Annotated in this window: 16 protein-coding genes; 8 read left to right on the forward strand and 8 right to left on the reverse strand. The window is 66.0% G+C overall.

The window, feature by feature from the left end:
• Positions 1-4: 4 nt before the first annotated feature.
• Both PVW49_RS00435 and PVW49_RS00440 read left to right on the forward strand, forming a co-directional pair.
• A complete protein-coding gene (locus PVW49_RS00435) occupies positions 5-664 on the forward strand; it encodes a TetR/AcrR family transcriptional regulator (protein ID WP_274589635.1) in 660 nt (219 codons plus the stop codon).
• 70 nt (positions 665-734) lie between these two features.
• Positions 735-1,610, forward strand: coding sequence for a DMT family transporter (locus tag PVW49_RS00440; RefSeq protein ID WP_274589636.1), 876 nt, complete (start codon positions 735-737; stop codon positions 1,608-1,610).
• 3 nt (positions 1,611-1,613) lie between these two features.
• On the opposite strand, the gene PVW49_RS00445 is transcribed toward PVW49_RS00440, so the two are convergent.
• From PVW49_RS00445 to PVW49_RS00455, 3 genes are all read right to left on the reverse strand, one after another.
• Positions 1,614-3,854 carry a xanthine dehydrogenase family protein molybdopterin-binding subunit gene (locus tag PVW49_RS00445; protein WP_274589637.1) on the reverse strand — a complete coding sequence of 747 codons (2,241 nt, stop codon included), beginning with the start codon at positions 3,852-3,854 and terminating at the stop codon, positions 1,614-1,616.
• A 1-nt stretch (position 3,855) separates the two neighbouring features.
• On the reverse strand, positions 3,856-4,317 hold the full coding sequence (locus PVW49_RS00450; RefSeq protein ID WP_074836681.1) for a (2Fe-2S)-binding protein: 462 nt from the start codon (positions 4,315-4,317) through the stop codon (positions 3,856-3,858).
• A gap of 171 nt (positions 4,318-4,488) precedes the next feature.
• A complete protein-coding gene (locus PVW49_RS00455) occupies positions 4,489-5,679 on the reverse strand; it encodes a lytic murein transglycosylase (RefSeq protein WP_074836682.1) in 1,191 nt (396 codons plus the stop codon).
• Between the two features lie 228 nt (positions 5,680-5,907).
• Here PVW49_RS00455 and PVW49_RS00460 point away from each other — a divergent pair, with 228 nt between their 5' ends.
• Positions 5,908-6,288: a response regulator transcription factor gene (locus PVW49_RS00460; protein WP_048532040.1), complete on the forward strand. Its 381-nt coding sequence runs from the start codon at positions 5,908-5,910 to the stop codon at positions 6,286-6,288.
• Here PVW49_RS00460 and PVW49_RS00465 read toward each other — a convergent pair.
• Positions 6,252-7,247, reverse strand: a complete 996-nt coding sequence (locus PVW49_RS00465) for a glutathione S-transferase family protein (RefSeq protein ID WP_274589638.1) — start codon at positions 7,245-7,247, stop codon at positions 6,252-6,254. The genes PVW49_RS00460 and PVW49_RS00465 overlap by 37 nt on opposite strands.
• Before the next feature lie 138 nt (positions 7,248-7,385).
• The gene (locus tag PVW49_RS00470; RefSeq protein WP_274589639.1) at positions 7,386-8,564 is read right to left on the reverse strand and encodes a MalY/PatB family protein; all 1,179 of its coding nucleotides are present in this window, start codon (positions 8,562-8,564) and stop codon (positions 7,386-7,388) included.
• 98 nt (positions 8,565-8,662) lie between these two features.
• On the opposite strand from PVW49_RS00470, the gene queA reads away from it, so the two are divergent.
• From queA to lpdA, 4 genes are all read left to right on the forward strand, one after another.
• Positions 8,663-9,718 carry a tRNA preQ1(34) S-adenosylmethionine ribosyltransferase-isomerase QueA gene (gene queA / locus PVW49_RS00475; RefSeq protein WP_274565010.1) on the forward strand — a complete coding sequence of 352 codons (1,056 nt, stop codon included), beginning with the start codon at positions 8,663-8,665 and terminating at the stop codon, positions 9,716-9,718.
• A 97-nt stretch (positions 9,719-9,815) separates the two neighbouring features.
• Positions 9,816-11,072 (forward strand): MFS transporter, encoded by a 1,257-nt coding sequence (locus PVW49_RS00480; RefSeq protein ID WP_074836686.1) that lies wholly within the window; start codon positions 9,816-9,818, stop codon positions 11,070-11,072.
• A 90-nt stretch (positions 11,073-11,162) separates the two neighbouring features.
• Complete coding sequence (locus PVW49_RS00485; RefSeq protein WP_274589640.1) at positions 11,163-11,738, forward strand: DUF924 family protein; 576 nt, start codon at positions 11,163-11,165, stop codon at positions 11,736-11,738.
• 66 nt (positions 11,739-11,804) lie between these two features.
• Positions 11,805-13,199, forward strand: a complete 1,395-nt coding sequence (gene lpdA / locus PVW49_RS00490; RefSeq protein WP_274589641.1) for a dihydrolipoyl dehydrogenase — start codon at positions 11,805-11,807, stop codon at positions 13,197-13,199.
• Positions 13,200-13,367: 168 nt separating this feature from the next.
• On the opposite strand, the gene gltA is transcribed toward lpdA, so the two are convergent.
• A complete protein-coding gene (gltA, locus tag PVW49_RS00495) occupies positions 13,368-14,663 on the reverse strand; it encodes a citrate synthase (RefSeq protein ID WP_048533809.1) in 1,296 nt (431 codons plus the stop codon).
• Positions 14,664-14,744: 81 nt separating this feature from the next.
• Positions 14,745-16,160 carry a glutamate--tRNA ligase gene (gltX, locus tag PVW49_RS00500; RefSeq protein ID WP_074836688.1) on the reverse strand — a complete coding sequence of 472 codons (1,416 nt, stop codon included), beginning with the start codon at positions 16,158-16,160 and terminating at the stop codon, positions 14,745-14,747.
• Between the two features lie 131 nt (positions 16,161-16,291).
• On the opposite strand from gltX, the gene PVW49_RS00505 reads away from it, so the two are divergent.
• Complete coding sequence (locus PVW49_RS00505; RefSeq protein ID WP_274589642.1) at positions 16,292-18,253, forward strand: ComEC/Rec2 family competence protein; 1,962 nt, start codon at positions 16,292-16,294, stop codon at positions 18,251-18,253.
• A gap of 3 nt (positions 18,254-18,256) precedes the next feature.
• Here PVW49_RS00505 and lexA read toward each other — a convergent pair whose 3' ends face one another.
• The gene (gene lexA / locus PVW49_RS00510; protein ID WP_048532031.1) at positions 18,257-18,958 is read right to left on the reverse strand and encodes a transcriptional repressor LexA; all 702 of its coding nucleotides are present in this window, start codon (positions 18,956-18,958) and stop codon (positions 18,257-18,259) included.
• Positions 18,959-19,052 lie beyond the last annotated feature (94 nt).

The following is a 19,052-nucleotide window of genomic DNA, read 5'->3' on the forward strand; positions in this document are numbered from 1 at the left end:
GCGCATGGCAAACGGCCCGGTGCTGCACCGCGACGATCCCGACAAGGAGCCGCTGGTCGGCCATATAAAGGTCACCCGCGAGGATTGGCTCAACGTGGCGCGCGATATTCTGGTGACCGATGGTGTGGCCGAGGTCAAGGTGCTGGCCATCGGCACCCGGCTCGAGGTCTCGCGCTCGAGCTTTTACTGGTATTTCAAGAGCCGCAAGGATCTGCTGTCGCAATTGCTCGACGATTGGGAGGCGCGCAACACCGCCCGGATCGAGGCCCATTGTGCCGCGCCGGCGGCGACGATCACCGGTGCGGTCTGCAATTTCTTCCGCTGTTTCATGGATCCGGCGCATTTCGATCAGGGGCTGGATTTCGCCATCCGCGAATGGTCGCGCCGCGACGGCCAGGTGCGCCGCCGCATCGATCTGGCCGACAAGGCCCGGATCAAGGCGGTCACCGCGATGTTCGCACGGTACGGATATGACAGCTACGAGGCCGATGTCCGCGCCCGCATCCTCTATTTCATGCAGCTCGGCTATCACGCGCTCGACCAGACCGAGCCGATGGCCGACCGGGTGGCGCGCACCCGGGGCTATCTGCTGGGCTTCACCGGGCAAGAGGCCGATCCGGCGGCGCTGGCAGACTTCACCGAATTTGCCGAAAGCCTCGGCTGAGATCTTGCGCATTGCCGCGCCGCCGCAGGCCCGATAGGCAGCGGTAAAGGCATTCTGGCGGGGCAGCGGCATGACACGGGACGGACGGATGATGGGCATCGCGGCGGTGATCGCCGCGGCGGCGCTCTGGGGCACCACCGGCACGGTTCAGGCGCTGTTGCCGGAGGGCAAGCAGCCGCTGGTGGTCGCGGCGCTGCGGCTCTCCTTCGGCGCCGCCGCGCTGATCTTTCTGGCGGCGCTGCGCCCCGAGAGCCGGCGGGCCTTTCGCGCTTTGCCGCCGGCGGTGGTGATCTTTGCCGGGCTGGCGATCGGGCTTTATAACCTGTTGTTTTTCTGGGCGGTTCTCGAAACCGGCGTGGGGGTCGGCACGGCCATCGCCATCGGCTCTGCGCCGCTCTGGGTCACTGCCTATGAAATCGGCATCAAACGCCAGTTGCCAGACCGGCTGCGTGTTTTCGGCCAGGCGATCTCGATCTGCGGCGCGGCGTTGCTGGTGCTGTCGGGCGCGGACGCCGGCGCCTCGGGGTTCGGCATCGCCCTCGCGGCGCTGAGCGGCGCGGCTTATGCCGCCTATTCGCTGGCCACCAGCCGCATCAGCCAGCGCGCGCCCTCGGCCACCGTGGCCGCCGCCACCTTCACCGTTGCCGCCGTCGCGGTGCTGCCGGTCTTCCTGATCGTGCCGCTGGGGTGGCTGGCGGCGCCGGGCATCTGGCCTGCGATGCTGTTTCTCGGCATCTGTGCCACCGGCGTCTCTTATGCGCTCTACACCTGGGGGCTGGGACGGGTCGCGGCCTCGACCGCCGTCACCCTCGCGCTGATCGAGCCGCTGACCGCCTGGGCGCTGGCGACCGTGGTGGTGGGCGAGGTGCTGACGCCCGCCAAGCTGGCGGGCGCGGTGCTGCTGATCGCCGGCCTGGCGATTGTCACGGTGTTTCCGAAGCGCTGAGCCTCAGACGAAATCGACGAATTTCGCAAACGGCATTTCGCGCAGCCGTGTGCCGGTGGCGGCAAAGATCGCGCCGGCCAGGGCAGGGGCGGCGGGCGGCACCGGCGGCTCGCCAATGCCACGGACCCTGTCGCCGTTCTCCAGCCCGCGCACCGCGATCTCGGGGGTCTGATATAGCCGCATGGCCGGATAGCCGTCATAGTTCGACTGCTCCGCTCGGCCGTCCCGATAGGTGATCTCGCTGTGGATCGCATGGCCCAGCGCAAAGATCACGCCGCCCTGCACCAGGTTTTCGAAATTCACCGGGTCGAGCACCCGGCCCACCTCGGCCGCGACCCAGACCTTTTCGAGCCTGATGCCGTCATCGGTGGCCCGCACCTCGACCACTTCGGCGCAGCGTACGCCGAAGCTGGTGGTCAGCGCCACGCCGCGCCCCCGGCCATCGCCCAGCACGCCCTCCCACGACGACATCTCGCCCACCGCCTCGAGCACGTGCCGCGCCAGCGGGTCGTTACAGAGCCGCAGGCGTTCCGCCAGCGGATCGGCCCCGGCGGCATGGATCAGCTCGTCCAGCGCGGCATTGTGGAAAAAGCCGGCGTGCGAGGCGCCCACCGAGCGCCAGGACGAGATCGGCGCCAGCGGCGCGGCGCGGTAGCCGGTGACCCGATGATGCGGAATGGCAAAGGGTGCGTTCCAGGCGCCGGCGACGATCTGGCTGTCGGGGCCGGGGACGGAAATGCCCTGGCGACCCATCTGCGAGACCATGACCGACGGGCTGGCGATCGACAGATCCATCGCCGCGACCTGGCCGGCGTCGACCGTGCCGCGCAGCCGCGCCATGGCGATCTGGCGGGGAAAGTCGTGGGTCATGTCCTCTTCGCGCGAATAGGTGAGCTTGATCGGCACGCCGGGCATCTGCACCGCGATTTCGGCAGCGCGTTTGACCACCTCGTCCTCGAGCCGGTGCCCGAAGGAACCGCCCATCATCTGCACATGCAGCGTGACATCCTCGGTCGCGATCCCGGCAATGGCGGCGACATTTTTCTGAACGAAGCGAGGAACTTGCGTGCCGGTCCAGACCTCGGCCTTGCCGTCCCTCACGCGCACGACGGCGCTGATCGGTTCCAGTGGCGCATGGGCGAGATAGGGCGCGCGGTACTCGGCCTCGATCACCTCGGCGGCCTCGAGCGCCGTGTCGACATCGCCGTCGTCGCGCTGGCGGCTGTCGCGGGCGTCCTCGGTGAAGGCGTCCGCCAAGGCCTGCCAATGATCCGCCATCGTGGCGGGCATCTCGGCCGGTCCCCATTGCACCTCGATCGCCTGTGCCGCCTGAAAGGCGCGCCAGGTGTTGTCAGCCACCACGGCGACGCCGCCGGTAACCGGCAGCACCGCCTGAACGCCGCGCATCTTTTCGGCCACGCTGGCGTCAAACCCCCGCATTTCGCCGCCCTGCGCCGGGTTCAGCTTGACGGCGGCATGCGCCATGCCGTCGATCTCGACATCGATGCCATAGACCTGGGTGCCGGTGCTCTTGGCCAGAATGTCGATCCTCTGCATCGGCTGACCGAGCTGGCGCCATTGCGAGGGATCGCGTGGCGGCACGTCCTGCACCACCTCGACCTGGGCCAGCGCGGGGGTCAGCGCGGCATAGGGCAGGGCGCTGCCGTCGGGCAGGAGAACCTGGCCGTTTTCGGTGCGCAGCTTGTCTGCCGCCACGCCGGTCTGGTGAGCCGCGGCCGCCTTCAACGTTTCGCGGGCCGAAGCGGCGGCGGCGCGCAGCTTGTCGAACTGGTCGGGCACCGTGGTCGAGCCGCCGGTGATCTGCATGCCCATCATCTTCATCACCGCGCCGACGGCGGTTTCGGCGACAGTGCGCATCAGCCCTTCGGAGGGTACCGAGAACTCCGCCGCCTCTTCGGCCAGCGCGGTATTCCAATAGGCCGCCCCCGGCGGGCCGGGATCGGTGCGGACCTCTGCCAGATCGAGGTCGAGCTCTTCCGCCAGAAGCGCCGCCTGCACGTGATAGGCGCCCTGGCCCATGTCGGCGCGCGGGGTGATCAGCGTCACCCCCCGGGCGTCGAGCCGCAGATAGGGCGTGAGCGCGGCCTCGCCCGGGGCCAGGCTGTCGGCCAGCGGGTTTTCATGTGGCTTGCGCACCGTATAGATGCCAAAGGCGACGCCGCCGGCGACAGCGGCAGAGCCGACAAGGAAGGCGCGGCGGGTGAAGGTCTTCAACCGGCCCATGTCACGCCTCCCGCAGCCTGGCGGCGGCGCTGTGGATCGCCGCGCGAATCCGCGGATAGGTGCCGCAGCGGCAGAGATTGCCCGACATCACCTCATCGATCACCGCGTCGCTGGGGGCCGGGTCTTCGGCCAGAAGCGCGGCGGCCTGCATGATCTGGCCGGACTGGCAGTAGCCGCATTGCGCCACCTGATGTTCGATCCAGGCGGCCTGCACCGCGTGCAAGGCCTCGGGTTGGCCAAGTCCTTGAATGGTGGTGATTTCCGCGCCCTCGGCATCCTCGGCCCAGACCTGACAAGAGCGGACGGCGGCGCCATCGAGATGCACGGTACAGGCGCCGCATTGGGCAATGCCGCAGCCGTATTTCACACCCTTGATCTTCAGCTCGTCGCGCAAAACCCACAACAGCGGCATGTCGGCCTCGACATCCACCTCATGCGCCACGCCGTCCACGGTCAGTCTCATCGCCCCTCCGGTGGGATTGCCCTGTTGGTCAGAGGATAGGGACGGCGGGGCGAGAGCGCTAATCTTACGTGGCGTTAGGCCGGCCGGGCCGGGCGCGCATGATCGTCGGCACTTCGTCCTGACGCGGGACGTCAGCCGGCGCGGCGCACCGGGGGCGCGCCGCATCCGGGATTACAGCCGGTTCAACAGATCGCGGGTCGGCCAGGCGTCGGCGGGCAAGCCCAGCTCCTGCTGCACCTGTTGCACCGCGTTGCGGGTGCCGGCACCAAGGATGCCGTCGATCTCGCCGACATCATGGCCGCGCGCCCGGAGCTTGCGCTGAAGCTGCTTCATCTCTTCGTCGCCCAGGCCCGGTTCCGGGGTGCCGGCGTCGAACACCGCGGCGCCTTCCAGCCGGTTGGCGAAATAGGCGGCGGTCAGCACATAGACAAAACTCTTGTTCCACTCGAAGTAGACGTTGAAATTGGGATAGGCGAAAAACGCCGGGCCCTTGCGGCCCTGCGGCAGGATCAGCGCCGCCGGCAGATCCGCCGCCTGACCATCGCGCACGCGCACGCCCATCGCCTGCCAGTCCGAGGGGGGGCGCGGCTGGTCGAGCCCGGTGAGCGACCAGTCGAGATCGGCGGGCACGGTCACCTCCTGCAACCACGGCTCGCCGGCCCGCCAGCCCAGATCGCGCAGCATGTTGGCGCCCGAGAGCAGCGCATCGGGGGGCGAGGTCTTGAGGCTGACCTGGCCGTCGCCATCACCGTCGACGCCATTGGTCAGGATGTCCTCGGGCAGCATCTGGACCATGCCGATCTCGCCGGCCCAGGCGCCGGTGGTGGTGCGGGGATCGAAATTGCCGCGCTCAAAGAGGTCCAGCGCCGCAAAGACCTGCGGCCGGAAGAGCTCGGGCCGGCGGCAATCATGGCTCAGCGTCACCAGCGCATTCAACGTGTTGAAATCGCCCTGCACCTGGCCATAGTCGGTCTCGAAGGCCCAGAACGCCAGCAGCACGCCGGGCGAGACGCCGTATTCCCGCTCCATCCGTGCGAAGACGTCGGCATGGCGCTGCCGGTTGGCCTTGCCGTTGTCGATCCGGTTCTGGCTGATCAGGCGGCGGGCGAAATCGACAAAGGGCATCTGAAACACCCCCTGACGCCGATCGGCGCGCAGCACCGCCGGATCCTGCTGGACGCCGGCAAAAAAGCGATCGACGGCGGCGGCGGAATGGCCCTTGGAGACAGCCTCGGATTTCAGCCCGGCCACGAATTGCGAAAACGAGCCGCCGCAGTCCTGCGCCAGGGCGGGTGACGTCAGGACGGGCGAAGACAGGGCAAGCACGCAAGCCAAAACGGACGCACGGCGGAAAAATCTCATGAAGGACCCTCTGGATATGCCAATTTCACGGCAACCTAGCAGCCATCGGCCCGGGGACAAGCGCCAAGCCCGAAGCCGGGCCGCCGCCCGCCGGGCTGGGGCCGCGGCGGGCGAATTATCGCCTGCGCTCCGGATTTTAATCACTTGTTAAGGAATTTGGCCGAGGCTGCACCTCAGGGCACGGTGACATTCACGAGTTCAGGTCATGAGGTCATTGAGGTCAGGGACATGCACGTATTGATCGTCGAATCCAATCCGTCGCTGGGTCTCATATGGGCGCGTCATCTCGAGCGTTTCGGCGCTCGGGTGGTGCTCGTAGATGCGCCTCCGCCGGCGATTCAGGCGCTGACCGACACCGAATTCGAAGTGATCGTTCTCAACCTCGTGCTGGGTGACGGGGCGGCGCTGACCGTGGCCGATTTTGCCTCCTATCGCCAGCCCGAAGCACGGATCATCTTTGTCACCAACGCCGGCTTTTTCTCCGACGGGTCGATCTTTCAGTTCTTCGGCAATGCCGCCGCCATCGTGCCGTGCACGACGCCGCCAGAGGATCTGGCGGCGCTGGTCGAGCATCACGCCGCTTTCGGAACCGACAATTCGCGGCCATGAGGCGCGTTGAAATCGATGTCGGGCCCGATCGGCACGATCCGGTGCGGATTGATGGTCTCGTGGCTATAGTGGTAATGGCGTCGGATGTGATCGAAATTCACCGTCTCGGCCACGCCCGGCACCTGATAGATTTCTCGGGTATAGGCCCAGAGATTGGGGTAATCGACGATCCGCGCGCGGTTGCATTTGAAATGGCCGTGATAGACGTGATCGAAACGCACCAGCGTGGTGAACAGCCGCCAGTCGGCCTCGGTCAACCGGTCACCCATCAGATAGCGTTTGCCGCTCAGCCGGTCTTCCAGCCAGTCGAGCGTGTCGAACAGCGGCCGGACAGCCGCGTCATAGGCCTTTTGCTTGGTGGCGAAACCGGCCTTGTAGACGCCGTTGTTGACCGTGTCATAGACCCGGGCGTTGACCTCTTCGATCTCGTCGCGCAGCGCTTCGGGCCAGTAGTCGTCATGGTTGCCGGTGATTTCGTCGAAGGCGCTGTTGAACATGCGGATGATCTCGGCGCTTTCGTTGCTGACGATCGTCTTGCGCACCTTGTCCCAGAGAACAGGCACCGTCACCCGGCCCGAGACCTTGGGATCGGCCTTGAGATAGATGTCGCGCAGGTAGGGCAGCCCATAGAGCCGGTCGCCGGTGGCACCGGGATAGCCGGCGTCGAGCTCCCAGCCGTCTGACAGCATGTCGGGATGCACCACCGAAACGCTGATGAAATCCTCGAGCCCCTTGAGCTTGCGAAAGATCAGCGTGCGATGCGCCCAAGGGCAGGCAAGACTGACATAGAGGTGATACCGTCCGCATTCGGCCGGAAAGCCGCCATCGCCACTGGGGCCGGGCGCGCCGTCTGCGGTGATCCAGTTGCGGAATTTCGCGGTCGAGCGTTCAAAGGCGCCGCCGGTTTTCTTGGTGTCATACCATTGGTCGTGCCATGTGCCGTCGATCAGAAGTCCCATGTCATCCTCCTTTGAGTTGACACAAGACATAGCTTGCATCGGCGCACAGAACACCGGAATTAACGCGCAAGACCTGCGCATTTCTGCACAGCTCTGGTGGGAACCCGGCGGTGGGCCGGGTAACCCCCGCGCCGCCACTTATTGAAGGTCGCCAAAGGCCTTTTGCAGCCGCTCCACCGCTTCGGCCACCCGGGCGCGGGGGGTGGCGAAATTGAACCGCAGGAAGGTCTCGCCGCCGGCGCCGAAGGTCGGCCCGTGGTTCACCGCGATGCGGGCGTGTTTCTCGACTCGGCGCAGCAGCTCTTCATGCTCCATGCCGGTGCCCTTGAAATCGGCCCAGGCCAGATAGGTCGCCTCGAGCGGCATGGAGGTGACGCCCGGCAACCCGTTCAGCCCCTCGTCCAGCAGCTTGCGGTTGCCGTCGAGATAGGCGACCAGCGCATCGACCCAGGCAGCGCCCTCGGGGCTGTAGGCCGCCTCGACCATGTGCATGCCAAAGGCATTGGTGGAAATCCCAAGGCCCCCCATGACGGCGGAATATCTCGCGCGCAGCCTGGCGTCGGGGATGATCGCATGGCCGGTGTGATGGCCGGCAAGGTTGAAGGTCTTGCTGGTGGCGCCCAGCACGATCAGCCTGTCGCGGGCCTCGGGCACCGCCACATCGGTGGGCAGGAAGTTGGCCCCGGGAAAGACGATGTCCTGGTGGATTTCGTCCGACACCAGGATCAGGTCATGGCGGCGGCAGAAATCGGCCACGCCGCGCAGCTCCTCCGCGCTCCAGACCCGACCGCCGGGATTGTGCGGCGAACACAGCAGCAGCACCTTTTCGCGCCCGGTCATCTGCGCATCCCAGGCGTCGAAATCCATTTCGTAGCGGCCATCGCGGTTGGCCAGCTCACATTGCACCGCCGTGCGGCCGGCGGCGCGGATGATCCGGCCAAAGGCGTGGTAGACCGGCGACATGACGACAATGCCGTCGCCCGGCTCGGAAAAGGCATGGATGCAGAGCGCCGCCCCGGTCACCACCCCCGGCGTATAGCGGATCCAGCTGTCCTCGATCTCCCAGTCGTGGCGGTTCTTCATCCACCAGACGACGGCGGCATTGGTGGCCGAGGCATCGCCGAAATAGCCATAGACACCATGGGCGGCGATTTCTTCCAGCTTGGCCTGCACCGCATGCGGCGGGCGGAAATCCATGTCAGCCACCCACATCGGAATGCCGTCGTCGGGCGAGACGCCGTAGTGGCCCTCCATCGCATCCCATTTCGAGGAATGGGTTCCGCGGCGGTCGATGATCTCGTCGAAGTCGGGGGACATGGGCAAACTCCTGATATTTGCCGGGACGCTAGCAATTTGCTGCGGGGATGCAAGACCCGCCGATTGCCCCCGCAGGGAGGCTCGGCTAGAGGAAGCGCATGCAACTCTCCGATTTCGATTTCGACCTGCCGCAAGACCGCATCGCAACGCGCCCCGCGCGGCCCCGTTCCTCGGCCCGCCTGCTGGTGGCCGAGGGCGACGCCGTGACCGATGCCCATGTCTTCGACCTGCCGGATTGGTTGCGCCCCGGCGACCGGCTGGTGCTCAACGACACGCGGGTGATTCCGGCGCGGCTCTCGGGCAGCCGGCGGCGCGAGGGCGCCCAGGGGCCGACCGAGGCGCGCATCGGCGTGACCCTGCTCGAGCCGCAGGCAGACGGCACCTGGTCGGCGTTGATCAAGCCGCTCAAGAAGGTGGCCGATGGCGAGGTGATCCGCTTTTCCGACGCCCTGTCTGCGGTGATGGAGGCCCGGGCCGAAGGCCAGGGCCTGTTGCGCTTCAACCTCGAAGGCGAGGATTTCGATGCCGCGCTGGCCGAGGCCGGCGCCATGCCGCTGCCGCCTTACATCGAGGCGCTGCGCCCGGCCGACGCGCAGGACCGCGAGGATTACCAGACCGTCTGGGCGGCGCGCAAAGGGGCGGTGGCCGCGCCCACCGCCTCATTGCATTTCGACGCCGCGCTTCTGGCAGCGCTCGAGGCCCGAGGCATCGGCTTTACCAAGGTCACGCTGCATGTCGGTGCCGGCACCTTTCTGCCGGTCAAGGTCGAGGACGTGACCACCCACAAGATGCATGCCGAATGGGGCGAGGTCAGCAAAGAGGCCGCGGCCGAGATCGCGGGCACCAAGGCGGCGGGCGGCCGGGTGATCCCGGTCGGCACCACCGCCCTGCGGCTGATCGAGACGGCGGCCCGCGACACCGGCGCCATCCGGCCCTGGCAGGGAGAAACCGACATCTTCATCTATCCCGGTTTCGCCTTTCGTGTCACCGATGCGCTGATGACCAACTTCCACCTGCCGCGCTCGACCCTGATGATGCTGGTCGCCGCCCTGATGGGCCGCGACCGCATATTGCGCGTCTACGATCACGCCATCGCCAGCGGCTACCGATTTTTCTCCTATGGCGACGCCTCGCTCTTGATCCCGCAGAGGTAATCTGAGAGGCGTCAGGCCAAGCCCGCATCGAGTCGCTTTTGGGCCAGCGTTGACACCGAACTGGCGCTAGAGTGCCGGAAGTGAAAGGGATAAGCCCATGATGGCCGTGGTTTCAAACGCCTGGGCGTTGCTCCTTGGTATTATGCTCCTGATGGTTGGCAACGGCCTGCAAGGTACGCTGCTCGGTGTCCGGGGCGAGATCGAGGGCTTTACGACGCTCGAGATGTCGATCGTGATGTCGGCCTATTTCGTCGGCTTCCTAGGCGGGTCGCGCATGGCGCCCGAAATGATCCGCCGCGTCGGGCATGTGCGGGTCTTTGCCGCGCTGGGCTCGTTCATCTCGGCGGTGCTGATCCTCTATCCGGCACTGACCCATCCCATCGCCTGGACGCTGGGGCGGGTGATCATCGGCTTTTGCTTTTCCGGTGTCTATGTCACCGCCGAAAGCTGGCTCAACAATGCCGCCACCAATGAAACCCGGGGCCAGACGCTTTCGGCCTACATGATTGTCCAGATGGTGGGCATCGTCGCGGCGCAGGGGCTTCTGCTGGTGGCCGATCCTTCGGGCTATGCGCTCTTTGTCATCATCTCGGTGCTGGTTTCGGTGTCCTTTGCGCCGATCCTGTTGTCGATTTCGCCAACGCCGGCCTTCGACACCACCAAGCCGCTGAGCCTGCGCGAGCTTTACAGCATCTCGCCGCTGGGCTGTGTCGGCATGTTCCTGCTGGGGGGCGTGTTCTCGGCCCAGTTCGGCATGGCGGCGGTCTATGGCGCCGAGGCGGGGCTGACGCTGAGCCAGATTTCGATGTTCGTCGCGGCCTTCTACATCGGCGCGCTGGTGGTGCAATATCCGCTGGGCTGGCTGTCGGACCGGATGGACCGGCGGATGCTGATCCTTGCTGCGGCGCTGGTTTGCGGCCTGGGGGCCTTTCTCGGCGCGCTGACCGGCGGCTATTTCCCGGTGCTGCTGGTGGCCGCCTTCATGATCGGCGGCATGTCGAACCCGCTGTATTCGCTGCTCATGGCCTATACCAACGATTACCTTCAGGTCGAGGACATGGCCGCAGCCTCGGGCGGGATGATCTTCATCAATGGCGTCGGCGCCATTTCCGGCCCGCTGATCACCGGCTGGGCGATGGGGTTCTTTGGCCCGACCGGATATTTCCTCTATATCGGCTCGCTGATGATCCTGATGTCGGCCTATGCCGCCTATCGTGCCATGGTGCGGCCCTCGGTCCAGGTGGAAGAGACCACCTCTTACGCGCCGGTCGGCCCGTCGGCCACGATGGTTGCCGTCGAATTCGCGCAGGAATATGCCGTTGCCGAGGCCGAAGAGGATGAAAAGTCGGGATAAAGTGTTAACTCTGTCGCAAATTGTGATCACCATTTTAGCGAAACATTATGTAACGTGAATATAAGGGGGGTGAACGTGAGGAGACCAGAGATGGTAGCACCCGAGGATATTCTGACCTTTTGGCTGGACGATATTGGACCCGAAGGCTGGTACGTGGCCGATGCCGCGCTTGACGCCAAGATCCGCGACAGATTTCTCGACGCCTGGACCGGCGCGATGGAGGGGCGATACGCGCTTTGGCTGACCTATCCCAGCGGCACCCTGGCCTATCTGATCCTGCTGGATCAATTCTCGCGCAACATGTTCCGGGGCGAGGCCAGGGCCTTCAGCTCGGACCGGGTGGCAATCGCCGCTGCCAAGAGCGCGATCGCAAAGGGCTATGACCTCAAGATCGACCCGCCGGCGCGGCAGTTCTTTTACCTGCCGCTGATGCATTCGGAAAACCTCTGCGATCAGGAGCGTTGCGTGCGGCTGATGGCCGAGCGGATGCCCGAGGCCGAGGGCAACCTGCTGCATGCCCGCGCCCACCGCGAGATCATCCGCAAGTTCGGCCGTTTTCCCTATCGCAACGAGGCGCTGTCGCGGCAGGCCACCGCGCCCGAGCAGGCCTATCTTGCCGAAGGCGGCTATGGCGAGACCTTGCAGGAGCTGCAACAGGCGGTCTGAGCCATAGCGATTGAAGCTCCCCCGGCCATCGGCTAGCGTTTGCCGACATGAACGGGAGGGCGCAGAATGGCAGGCCAGAGCTTTGACATGATCGTAATCGGGGCAGGGCCGGGCGGCTATGTGGCCGCCATCCGGGGCGCCCAGCTTGGCCTCAGCGTGGCGATTGTCGAACGCGAGCACATGGGCGGCATCTGCCTGAACTGGGGCTGCATCCCGACCAAGGCGCTGCTGCGCTCTTCGGAGGTCTTCCATCTGATGCAGAACGCCGGCGACTATGGGCTCAGGGCCGATGCGGTGGATTACGACCTCGACGCCGTTATCAAACGCTCGCGCGGGGTGGCGAAACAGCTCAACGCCGGCGTCAGCCACCTGATGAAGAAGAACAAGGTCACCACCTTCATGGGGGCGGCGACGCTGCCCGGCGCCGGCAAGGTCCGGGTCAAGTCCGACAGCGGCACCGAAGAGCTGTCATCGAAGAACATCGTGCTCGCCACCGGTGCCCGCGCCCGCGAATTGCCCGGGCTCGAGGCCGACGGCGATCTGGTCTGGACCTACAAGCACGCGCTGGTGCCACCGCGCATGCCGAAAAAGCTTCTAGTCATCGGATCGGGCGCCATCGGCATAGAATTCGCCAGTTTCTACAATACCCTGGGCGCCGAGACGACGGTGGTCGAAGTACTCGACCGCATCCTGCCGGTAGAAGATGCCGAGATCTCGGCCTTCGCGAAGAAGGCCTTTGAGAAACAGGGCATGGTGATCCGCGAGGCATGCATGGTCAAACAGCTGGACCGCGGCAAGGGCAAGGTCACGGCGCATCTGGAGCAGGGCGGCAAGGTCACCAGGGAAGACTTCGACACGGTGATCTCGGCGGTGGGCATTGTCGGCAATACCGAAGGCCTGGGGCTCGAGGCGCTTGGCGTGAAGGTCGAGCGGGCCCATGTGGTGACCGACCGGCACTGCCGCACCGGTGTCGAGGGGCTTTATGCCATCGGCGATGTCGCCGGCGCGCCCTGGCTGGCGCACAAGGCCTCGCACGAGGGGGTCATGGTGGCCGAGCTGATCGCCGGCGGCGCCCCGCATGCGGTCGATCCCGATGCGATTGCCGGCTGCACCTATTGCCAGCCGCAGATCGCCTCGGTCGGGCTCACCGAGGCGCAGGCGAAAGAGGCCGGCCACGAGGTCCGGATCGGCCGCTTTCCGTTTATCGGCAATGGCAAGGCCATCGCCCTGGGCGAGCCGGAGGGGATGATCAAGACGGTGTTCGACGCCAAAACCGGCGCGCTGCTCGGCGCGCATATGGTGGGGGCCGAAGTGACCGAGCTGATCCAGGGCTATATCGTCGCCCGCCAGCTCGAGACCACGGAGGAAGATTTGATGCACACCGTCTTCCCGCATCCGACGCTGAGCGAGATGATGCACGAAAGCGTGCTGGATGCCTTCGACCGGGCGATCCACATGTAAGCGCCGCGCCCGCCGCCGCCGTGGAGCCGCGTATTTTGGAAAGAGAAGAAGCGGCAGGGTCTTCTTCTCTTTGGCAAATACGCAAGCCCGACCGCCAAGAGGTGCGCCGGTCACGAAAAAGGCGCCCCCGGTGACGGAGGCGCCCTTGAGCTGTCAGGACACTGCGGCTCAGCGCTTTTCGATATCCACGTAGTCGCGCGCGGTCTCGCCGAGGTAGAGCTGGCGCGGGCGGCCGATCTTGTTCTGCGGATCGGTCAGCATTTCCTTCCACTGGCTCACCCAGCCGACGGTGCGCGACAGCGCGAAGATCGGGGTGAACATCGAGGTCGGAAAGCCCATCGCCTCGAGGATGATGCCGGAGTAGAAATCGACATTCGGGAAGAGCTTTTTCTCGGCGAAGTAAGGATCGCTCAGCGCCGCTTCCTCGAGCGCCTTGGCGGTGGCCAGCACCGGGTTGTTCTCGACCCCCAGCAGATCGAGCACCTCGTCGGCGCTCTGCTTCATCACCGTCGCGCGCGGGTCGAAGTTTTTGTAGACCCGGTGGCCGAAGCCCATCAGGCGGAACGGATCGTTCTTGTCCTTGGCGCGGGCGATATACTCGGGGATGTTCTCGGGCGAACCGATTTCCTTGAGCATTTCCAGACAGGCCTGGTTGGCGCCGCCATGCGCGGGCCCCCAGAGGCAGGCGATGCCGGCCGCGATACAGGCAAAGGGGTTGGCGCCGGAGGAGGAGGCCAGCCGCACCGTCGAGGTCGAGGCATTCTGCTCGTGATCGGCGTGCAGGGTGAAGATCCGGTCCATCGCGCGGCTCAGGATCGGGTTGACCTCGTAATCCTCGGCCGGAACGCTGAAACACATGCGCAGGAAGTTCGACGCATAGTCCAGATCGTTGCGCGGATACACGAAGGGCTGGCCGGTGTGGTATTTGTAGGCCCAGGCCGCAATGGTCGGCATCTTGGCGATCAGCCGGATCGAGGCGACCTCGCGCTGCCAGGGATCGGAGATGTCGGTGCTGTCATGGTAGAAGGCCGACATTGCGCCGACCACACCCACCATGATCGCCATCGGATGGGCGTCACGGCGGAAACCGCGGAAGAAATACTGCATCTGTTCGTGCAGCATGGTGTGGTTGGTCACCCGGCTTTCGAAATCCTCGAGCTCGGTGGCGGTGGGCAGGTTGCCGTAGAGCAGCAGGAAGCAGACCTCGAGGTAATGCGATTTGCTGGCCAGCTGGTCGATCGGGTAGCCGCGGTGCAGCAGCACGCCCTCTTCGCCGTCGATATAGGTGATGGTCGAGTCGCAGGCCGCCGTCGAGGTGAAGCCCGGATCATAGGTGAAAACACCCGCCTGGCCGTAAAGCTTGCGGATGTCGAGCACGTCCGGCCCCACGGTCGGGCTGTGGATCGGGAGCTCATAGCTCTGATCGCCAATCGTGAGGTTCGCGGTCTTGTTGCTGTCTGCCATGGTCATCCCTTCGTCCTTGAGCCGCGCAATCCTGCCTCGGCAATCCATAAATCACGTGACGGTCAATCGGTTTGCAAAACCTCAACCGGCCTCAGTCGCGGCGTGGGTCAGTCGCAGAATAGTCTCGTCCTTGCCCAGTACCAGCATCATGTCAAAGACGCTGGGGGTCACCGCGCGCCCGGCCAGAGCGGCCCTGAGCGGGCCTGCCATCTTTCCGAATTTGATCCCGAGGGTCTCGCCAACCCGGGCTGTGACCGCCTCCAGCTCTTCCCGGGTCCAGCTAGCATTTTGCAACTGCGGCGTCAATCTGTCCAGTATACCACGGGATACATCGTCCAGGTTCTTGGCCGCCTTGGCATCCGGTTCGATCGGGGTGCTTGTCAGGGCAAAGTGTGCCTTTTCAAGCAGTTCCGGGAATGTCTTCGCGCGCTCCTTGAGGCAGTACATGGCGCTCAGCATTTTTGCCCGCTGCGCTTCGGTCAGGGGCGGCTGGCCGCTCACGGCGAGATAGGCCTGCACTTCTTGCAGCAGCGCAGCATCATCGGCGACGGCGATATGCTGGCCGCAGAGATTTTCCAGCTTCTTGAAATCGAACCGGGCGGGGGATTTGCCGATCCCGTCGAGGCCGAACCACTCGATGGCCTGGCCGTCGGTAAAGAACTCGTCGTCGCCATGGCTCCAGCCCAGCCGCGCCAGATAGTTGCGCATGCCGGCCGCCGGGTAGCCCATCGCCTGATACTCCTCGACCCCGAGCGCGCCGTGGCGTTTCGAGAGCTTCTTGCCGTCGGGCCCGTGGATCAGCGGAATATGCGCCCAGACCGGCACATCCCAGCCCATCGCCTGATAGATCATCATCTGCCGGGCGGCATTGTTGAGGTGGTCGTCGCCGCGGATCGCATGGGTCACCCCCATGTCGTGATCGTCGACCACCACCGCCAGCATGTAGACCGGCGTGCCGTCAGAGCGCAGCAGCACCATGTCGTCGAGCTGGTCGTTGCGGATCGTCACATCGCCCTGCACCGCGTCGCGGATCACCGTCGCGCCGTCGAGCGGCGCCTTGATGCGCACCACGAAAGGCGCCTCGGGATGGGATGCCGGGTCGGCGTCGCGCCAGGGCGAGCGGAACAGGGTGGAGGTGCCCCGGGCCTTGGCAGCCTCGCGGAAGGCGGCGATCTCTTCCTGGCTCGAGAAGCACTTGTAGGCCTTGCCGTCGGCGAGCAACTGATGCGCCACCTCGGCATGGCGGTCGGCGCGGGCGTGCTGGCTGATCACCTCGCCATCGTGATCGAGGCCCAGCCAGTCGAGACCGCGCAGGATCGCATCGGTGGCTTCCGGGGTCGAACGCGCGCGGTCGGTGTCTTCGATGCGCAGCAGAAACTTGCCGCCACGGCCGCGGGCGAACAGCCAGTTGAACAGCGCGGTGCGCGCGCCGCCGATGTGAAGGAAACCTGTGGGCGAGGGGGCGAAACGGGTCACCACCTGAGAGACGTCGGACATGGGGGCCGTTAACCTTTCGATAACCATGGCGGGATAGCTTGAGGCCTGATTACCCTCCGCAGCGGGCGGGAACAAGCATGTGGATGTGGCAGGCAATCGGTCAGGGGATCCTCGGTCAGCGGGGCGCGCTGATGCCATGGTCGCCAGTGATGCTTGCTCTGGGCGTCGGGGGGTACTTTGCGCTTCGCCAGGAGCCGCCGGTCTGGGCGCTGATCGCGCTTGCCGGCTGCGCCGTGGCGGCGTTCCTGGCTGCCTGGAAGGCCGGGCCACTGCTCGGGCCCGGCCTTCTTGCTGCCGGTCTGGTTGCGGCCGGGGTGGCGCTTGCCGGCGCCCGGGCACAGGCGGTGGCCGCGCCGGTTCTGGATTTTCGCTACTATGGCCCGATCGAGGGCCGTGTTGTCGGCATGGACCGGTCGGCCTCGGGCGCTTTGCGGCTGACGCTGGACCGGGTGCGGCTGCATCGGGTGCGCGAGGTGCCGGCCCGGGTGCGTATCTCCTTGCACGGGCCGCCGGGGGCGGTGCCGCGCCCCGGCCTGCGGGTGATGACCACCGGCCATCTGTCGCCGCCCCAGGGCCCGGTCGAACCCGGCGGTTTCGACTTTCGCCGCCACGCCTGGTTTCTCGGGATCGGTGCGGTGGGCTATGCCCGGGTGCCGCTGGTGGTGAGCGCACAGCCCGATGGCGGGCAACCGGTCTTTGCCCTGCGCATGCGCCTGTCGCGGGCGGTTCAGGCGGCGTTGCCCGGAGAGGTCGGGGCCTTTGCCGCCGCCATCACCACCGGCGACCGGTCCGGCATGGGCGAAGCGACCAAGCAGGCGCTGCGTGACACCAACCTTGCGCATCTGCTGGCGATCTCGGGGCTGCACATGGGGTTGTTGGCCAGTTTCGTCTTTGGCGCCGTGCGGCTGGCGCTGGCGGCGGTGCCGGTGGTGGCGTTGCGGGTGCCGGGGCGCAAGATCGCGGCCCTTGCCGCGCTTGTTGCGGCGGCGGGCTATCTGGCGCTGTCGGGTGGCAACGTGGCGACGGAACGCGCCTTTGTCATGGTTGCCGTGGCCCTGACGGCCGTGCTGTTCGACCGGCGTGCGATCAGCCTGCGCGCGGTGGCGGTTGCGGCGATGATCGTGCTGATCCTGCGGCCCGAGGCCCTGCTGGGCCCGGGATTCCAGATGTCCTTTGCCGCGACAGCGGCGCTGGTGGCGGTGTTTTCGCGGCTGCGCGGCGCGCCGCAGATGATGCCGCGCTGGCTCTGGCCGGTGGTGGCGGTCATGCTGTCCTCGGCGGTGGCGGGGCTGGCCACCGCGCCGGTCGCGGCGGCGCATTTCAACCGGATCGCGCAATGGGGGCTGTTGGCCAATCTCACGACCGTGCCGCTGATGGGCCTCGTCGTGATGCCGGCCGCGGTGGTGGCGGCCTGCCTGGCGCCGTTCGGTCTCGAGGCGCCGGCGCTCTGGGTTCTGGGGCGCGGCCTGGCCTGGGTTCTGACCGTGGCGCACGAGGTCGCCGGATGGGATGGCGCGCTGCGGCATGTGGTGGCGCCGGGCGCTCTGGTTTTGCCGCTGATGGCCTTGGGCGGGCTGTTTGCCATGCTCTGGCGCGGCCGGGTCGCCATGCTGGGCGCGGGGCCGGTTCTCGCGGCTCTGGCGCTCTGGTCCACCGCGGAAAGGCCGGCGATCTTGATCGCCGAATCCGGCGGTCTGGTCGGCCTCACCGGCGAGAGCGGCCGGGCGTTGAGCCGCGCGCGCGGCTCCGGCTTCGTCGCCCGGGTCTGGCTCGAGAACGATGGCGACGGTGCCGATCAGGCCGGCGCTGCCCTGCGCTGGCCAGAGGTCGACGGCGGCCTGGCCTCTGCGCCGATGCCGGGCGGCGGCACGCTCTGGCATGTCGCGGGCCAGCGAGGGCGGGCATCCTTTCCCGGCTGTCGCTCCTCCGACCTGGCGGTCTTCAACACCCCCGGGCTGCATCCGGGCGCTTGCCTTGCCTTCACTCCCGAAACCCTCCGCCAAAGCGGCGCACTGGCTGTCACCTTCTCGGAGGGCGCGCCGCAGGTTCGCACCGTCGCGGATCAGAGCGGGCGACGGCTCTGGACGCCGTAAGGCTCAGTAAGTGCGGATCAGCCCGACCAGCCGGCCCTGCACCTGAACCATGTCCTCGCGCACGATGCGGGTCTCGTAAGCGGGATTCGCGGCCTCCAGTGCAATGGCCCCGCCACCGGCGCGGCGAAACCGTTTCAATGTGGCCTCCTGACCTTCGATCAGGGCCACCACGATATCGCCATTGTCGGCCACGTCGGTTTCGCGGATCACCACGACATCGCCATCGTTGATCCCGGCGTCGATCATCGAATCGCCTTTGACTTCAAGCGCATAATGATCCGAACCATGGCGCAGCATCTGCCCGGGAACGGCCACGGCATGCGAGGCATGGCTGATCGCCTCGATCGGGACACCGGCGGCGATCTGCCCCATGACCGGCAATTCCGCCACATGCATCGGCGCGCCCTGCGGATCGCGTGGGCCGGTGCCGCCGCCATCGATGACCCGCGGCTGAAAGGCCTGCGTCGCCGCAGTCGGCGCGCCGCCGAGGGATTCCGGCAGTTTCACGATCTCGAGCGCGCGCGCCTTGTGGGCGAGGCGACGGATGAATCCGCGTTCTTCCAGCGCTGTGATCAGCCGATGGATGCCCGATTTCGATCGCAGGTCGAGCGCCTCTTTCATCTCGTCAAACGAGGGCGGAACACCGTCAGTCTGGATGCGCTTGTTAATGAAATCGAGCAAATCGAGTTGCTTTTTCGTTAACATGGTATTCGCCCTTCGGAATTTATTGATTTGGGTTTTGTTCTACGCATGTTCCCGTTTTGTGTCAATGGGCCCTGTGGATAACATGTTTAGAATG

It is taken from the genome of Marinovum sp. PR37 (assembly GCF_028807375.1).
Classification (GTDB): Bacteria; Pseudomonadota; Alphaproteobacteria; order Rhodobacterales; family Rhodobacteraceae; genus Marinovum; species Marinovum algicola.

Excerpts from the sequence above, each read along its gene's own strand:
- PVW49_RS00435 (WP_274589635.1), top strand. The coding sequence starts at position 5 with ATGGCAAACGGCCCGGTGCTGCACCGCGACGATCCCGACAAGGAGCCG.
- PVW49_RS00440 (WP_274589636.1), top strand. The coding sequence starts at position 735 with ATGACACGGGACGGACGGATGATGGGCATCGCGGCGGTGATCGCCGCG.
- PVW49_RS00445 (WP_274589637.1), bottom strand. The coding sequence starts at position 3,854 with ATGGGCCGGTTGAAGACCTTCACCCGCCGCGCCTTCCTTGTCGGCTCT.
- PVW49_RS00450 (WP_074836681.1), bottom strand. The coding sequence starts at position 4,317 with ATGAGACTGACCGTGGACGGCGTGGCGCATGAGGTGGATGTCGAGGCC.
- PVW49_RS00455 (WP_074836682.1), bottom strand. The coding sequence starts at position 5,679 with ATGAGATTTTTCCGCCGTGCGTCCGTTTTGGCTTGCGTGCTTGCCCTG.
- PVW49_RS00460 (WP_048532040.1), top strand. The coding sequence starts at position 5,908 with ATGCACGTATTGATCGTCGAATCCAATCCGTCGCTGGGTCTCATATGG.
- PVW49_RS00465 (WP_274589638.1), bottom strand. The coding sequence starts at position 7,247 with ATGGGACTTCTGATCGACGGCACATGGCACGACCAATGGTATGACACC.
- PVW49_RS00470 (WP_274589639.1), bottom strand. The coding sequence starts at position 8,564 with ATGTCCCCCGACTTCGACGAGATCATCGACCGCCGCGGAACCCATTCC.
- queA (WP_274565010.1), top strand. The coding sequence starts at position 8,663 with ATGCAACTCTCCGATTTCGATTTCGACCTGCCGCAAGACCGCATCGCA.
- PVW49_RS00480 (WP_074836686.1), top strand. The coding sequence starts at position 9,816 with ATGATGGCCGTGGTTTCAAACGCCTGGGCGTTGCTCCTTGGTATTATG.
- PVW49_RS00485 (WP_274589640.1), top strand. The coding sequence starts at position 11,163 with ATGGTAGCACCCGAGGATATTCTGACCTTTTGGCTGGACGATATTGGA.
- lpdA (WP_274589641.1), top strand. The coding sequence starts at position 11,805 with ATGGCAGGCCAGAGCTTTGACATGATCGTAATCGGGGCAGGGCCGGGC.
- gltA (WP_048533809.1), bottom strand. The coding sequence starts at position 14,663 with ATGGCAGACAGCAACAAGACCGCGAACCTCACGATTGGCGATCAGAGC.
- gltX (WP_074836688.1), bottom strand. The coding sequence starts at position 16,160 with ATGTCCGACGTCTCTCAGGTGGTGACCCGTTTCGCCCCCTCGCCCACA.
- PVW49_RS00505 (WP_274589642.1), top strand. The coding sequence starts at position 16,292 with ATGCCATGGTCGCCAGTGATGCTTGCTCTGGGCGTCGGGGGGTACTTT.
- lexA (WP_048532031.1), bottom strand. The coding sequence starts at position 18,958 with ATGTTAACGAAAAAGCAACTCGATTTGCTCGATTTCATTAACAAGCGC.